The sequence below is a fragment of the Thermogemmatispora sp. genome (assembly GCF_019683755.1).
In the GTDB taxonomy this organism is placed as follows: Bacteria; Chloroflexota; Ktedonobacteria; order Ktedonobacterales; family Ktedonobacteraceae; genus Thermogemmatispora.
This window is the reverse complement of record NZ_JADGHT010000422.1, coordinates 1-3505: the sequence shown is the minus strand read 5'-3', so window position 1 is coordinate 3505 and position 3505 is coordinate 1. Positions and strand designations below refer to the sequence as shown.

The window sequence follows — 3505 nt, the reverse complement described above, 5'->3', positions numbered from 1 at the left end:
ACATGGAGCCTGGGCTGAGCGTCGGCAGATAGGGATGAGAAATATAGTATAATGAAATGAAGTGATTCAGAATGATGCCCCCCTAACTCAGCCAGCCAGAGAGAGACAAGGATGGAGAAGAACCGTGGCGCGCAAGATTCTCGTGGTAGACGATGAGGAAGTGCTCGTTGAAACCATCGCTTACAACCTGGAGCAGGCAGGCTACCAGGTGATCACGGCAGCAGATGGTTACAGCGCCCTGGAAGCGGCCCGTAGCGAGCGGCCTGATGTCATTCTGCTCGACATCATGTTGCCCGGCCTCGACGGACTGGAAGTCTGCCGACAGTTACGGCGCGAACCGGAGACCGCCATTATTCCCATCATTATGCTCACCGCCAAAGGAGACGAGATCGACAAAGTTGTCGGTCTTGAAGTTGGGGCCGACGACTACGTGACCAAGCCCTTTGGGCGACGGGAGCTGCTGGCGCGTATTCGTGCCTTGCTGCGCCGTGTCGAGTACGGCAGCGCCTTTGACGAAGAGAGCGCCCGGGGCAGCAATGAGGCCCCCGTACGGCCCAGGCGCGAGCTGGTGGCTGGCCCCTTGCGCATCGATCTCGATGGCCGGCGCATCTTCTGCCGCGACCAAGAGATCGAACTGCAGCCCAAGCAGTTCGACCTCCTCGTCTATATGGTGCGCAACCGTGGCACGGTCCTTACGCGTGATCAACTCCTCCACAACGTCTGGGGATACGACTACGTTGGTGACACGCGCACTGTTGATGTCCATGTGCGCTGGCTACGAGAAAAGATCGAAGAAGATCCAGCCAACCCCAAGCTGATCCAGACAGTACGCGGTGTTGGCTACTGCTTCCGCCGCTAGGAGCAGGGGGGAAGCTGCGAGAACGAACGCCAGAGGTCAGCGCCCAGCCAGAGTCAGGTCAGGTGTTGGGGATACATGCAGCGCCTATACGGACCAGCTCCTTAGGCGGTGCCAGTCTCAGGAAGCTCCAGAGAGAACCGAGCGGCGCTGTCTGATCCGGGGCGACTTCAAGGGCGCAGCCCTGCTATTCCAGGGCTGGCTGAAAGCGCTAACCAATAACCAAACGAAAATTCGACAGAAGGAGTTCACTGTTGGACATATTCGCAGCACCGCTCAAGCTTTCTCCAGAAGCGCCCATCGACTTGCACATGCATACCACCTATAGCGATGGGCGCTGGACAGCCGATCAGCTGATCGACTATCTGGTTCAGGAAGGCTTTGCGCTGGTAGCCGTCACTGATCATGACCGTGTCGACACCATCAACATGGTGCGGGAGCAAGCAGCAGCTAAAGGGCTGCCTGTGCTGGTAGGTGTCGAAATGAGCACCACCTGGCGCAACCACTCGGCGCACATCCTCTGCTATGGCTTCGATCCAGAAACTACTGCCCTGCGCCAGGTGATCGCGGACGTCAAGCACCGGCAGCAGGAACAGACCCACCAAGTCTATGACAGGCTCAAGCAGCGCGGCTACAGCTTTCCGCGGGCTGCCGAACTGCTTGCTGCCAGCGGAGGCGAGCCGCAGCAGCCGCGCGATAACGCCCTTCTCCTCATCGAGCATGGCTATGCGCGGGACTGGCCAAGCGCCTTGGAGATTCTACGCGAAGCCGGTCAGCGCACGATTCACGCGGAAATGGCCGAGACCGTTGAGGCTGTTCACCGCAGCGGAGGAGTAGCTCTAATAGCCCATCCAGGGCGACGCGAGCGCGGCTTCACCTATTACGACCCTGCCCTTCTAGACGAGGTCCGAGCCGAGGTTCCATTAGATGGGATTGAGGTCTACCACCCCTACCACAGTCCTGAAAGCATCGAGAGCTATCTCGCCTACGTTAAGAAACACGACCTTCTGCTCAGTACCGGTTCGGACTCCCACGGGCACGTTGGACGCATGCCCATCAAGTACCGCGCCGAGCTTAGCCGGCGGCTGCTTGAACGTCTCGGTGTGGAGGTAGGATAGAGGCGGCCGCCTCTATCCTACTCGCCATTGTGCACGATATACCAATCAGTCGAGGTCAGTCCCTGATAGGAGACCGTCTTCTTCACCACTCCAGGCGGCGGACCGGGGAACTGCTTCACTGGCTTGCCCTTCTCCACCAGGAGCATCGTATCATGCCAGATGGGGCCGGCCCCATCGACACCGATCACATTGAGCATCGGCGAGTTGTCATCATTACCGACCCAGACCCCTACCACCACGTCAGGCGTATAGCCCACCGTCCAGTTATCCATAAAGTTCTCTGACGTGCCCGTCTTAGCCGCCGCAGGGCGCACTACGCCAGGATTGCCGGCATAACACTGCTGCTGCGAGTTGCTATAGAGGTAGAGAGCGCTGCACTTACCGAACTCGTAGGTCCGGTTATTGTTATCGCTGAGCACATCGGTGACGACAAAGGCCACCTGGCGGCTGATGACTCGCTTACCTTGGGGAACGAAGCGATAGATCAAACGGCCCTGCGAGTCAGTTACCGTATCGACCGCATGAGGCGGTACACGGATACCACCATTGTCGAAGACGGCATAGGCAGCGGTCATATCCAGCAGATGGACCCCGAGTGTGCCCAGCACCATCGTGTAGTTTGGCGTACCGACATAGCTCGTAATGCCCAGCGCCTCCGCCGTCTTCAGCGACTTATCGACCCCGACTTGCATCAGCAGCTTGACAGCCGGGATATTAAAGGAGTTTTGCAGAGCGTAACGATAGGTGATCAGACCGTGATAGCTCCGATCATAGTTCTGTGGCGTGTAGGACGGCAGACCACAACACATTTGAATGGTCAAGGGGCCGTCATAGACCGGCATACCGGGGCTGATTCCTTGAGCGAAGGCTGTGGCATAGATGAAAGGCTTGAAGGCAGAGCCAGGCTGACGATAGCCCTGGGTAGCCACATCGAACTGACCAGTGTTCGGGTCGTTCGGGTGAATATTGCCAATCAGGGTGCGGATGGCCCCCGTATGCGGGTCCATCACCACCACCGCCGCATCGCTCATATGGTGGGCAGCCATCTTCTGAATCTGCTGCTTGGCGATATTGAAGACCTGCTTCTGCAGATTCAGGTCAAGGGTCGTATGGACGATCAGGCCACTGCGCGCGAGCTGAGAGACCTTTACATGCAGGACCTGGGCCAGCTCGTTGAGCGCATAGTTGATGAAATGCGGCGCATCAGGGCTATTCTTGACGACCCCGCGATGCAGGAAATTCGGCTGCTGCATTTCTACAATGGCAGCCCGCTCCTGCTGGGCAGTGATGTAGCCCTGAACGCGCATTTGATGTAAAACATCCTTGGCACGCTGGAAGGCAGCCGGCCAGTTGATGAAAGGATCGCGGGCAATCGGCGAGCTGGGGATGCCCGCCAGCATGGCCGATTGGGCAATGTCGAGCTGAGCAGCAGCCTTTTTGGTTGGCGTATCCTTGAGTCCGAAGTAAGTGAAGGCCGCCGCTTCGGCACCATAGGCCTGCTCACCGTAGTAAACGGTGTTCAGGTACATAG

General features: G+C 58.1%; 3 protein-coding genes. 2 read left to right on the top strand and 1 reads right to left on the bottom strand.

Annotated elements, in window-relative coordinates:
• The first annotated feature begins 124 nt into the window (after positions 1-124).
• A complete protein-coding gene (locus IRZ24_RS18240; protein WP_297167477.1) occupies positions 125-859 on the top strand; it encodes a response regulator transcription factor in 735 nt (244 codons plus the stop codon).
• Between the two features lie 251 nt (positions 860-1110).
• Positions 1111-1974 (top strand): PHP domain-containing protein, encoded by an 864-nt coding sequence (locus IRZ24_RS18235; RefSeq protein WP_297167474.1) that lies wholly within the window; start codon positions 1111-1113, stop codon positions 1972-1974.
• A 17-nt stretch (positions 1975-1991) separates the two neighbouring features.
• Here IRZ24_RS18235 and IRZ24_RS18230 read toward each other — a convergent pair.
• Positions 1992-3505: penicillin-binding transpeptidase domain-containing protein (locus tag IRZ24_RS18230; RefSeq protein WP_297167471.1), on the bottom strand; the 1514-nt coding region annotated here is incomplete at its 5' end.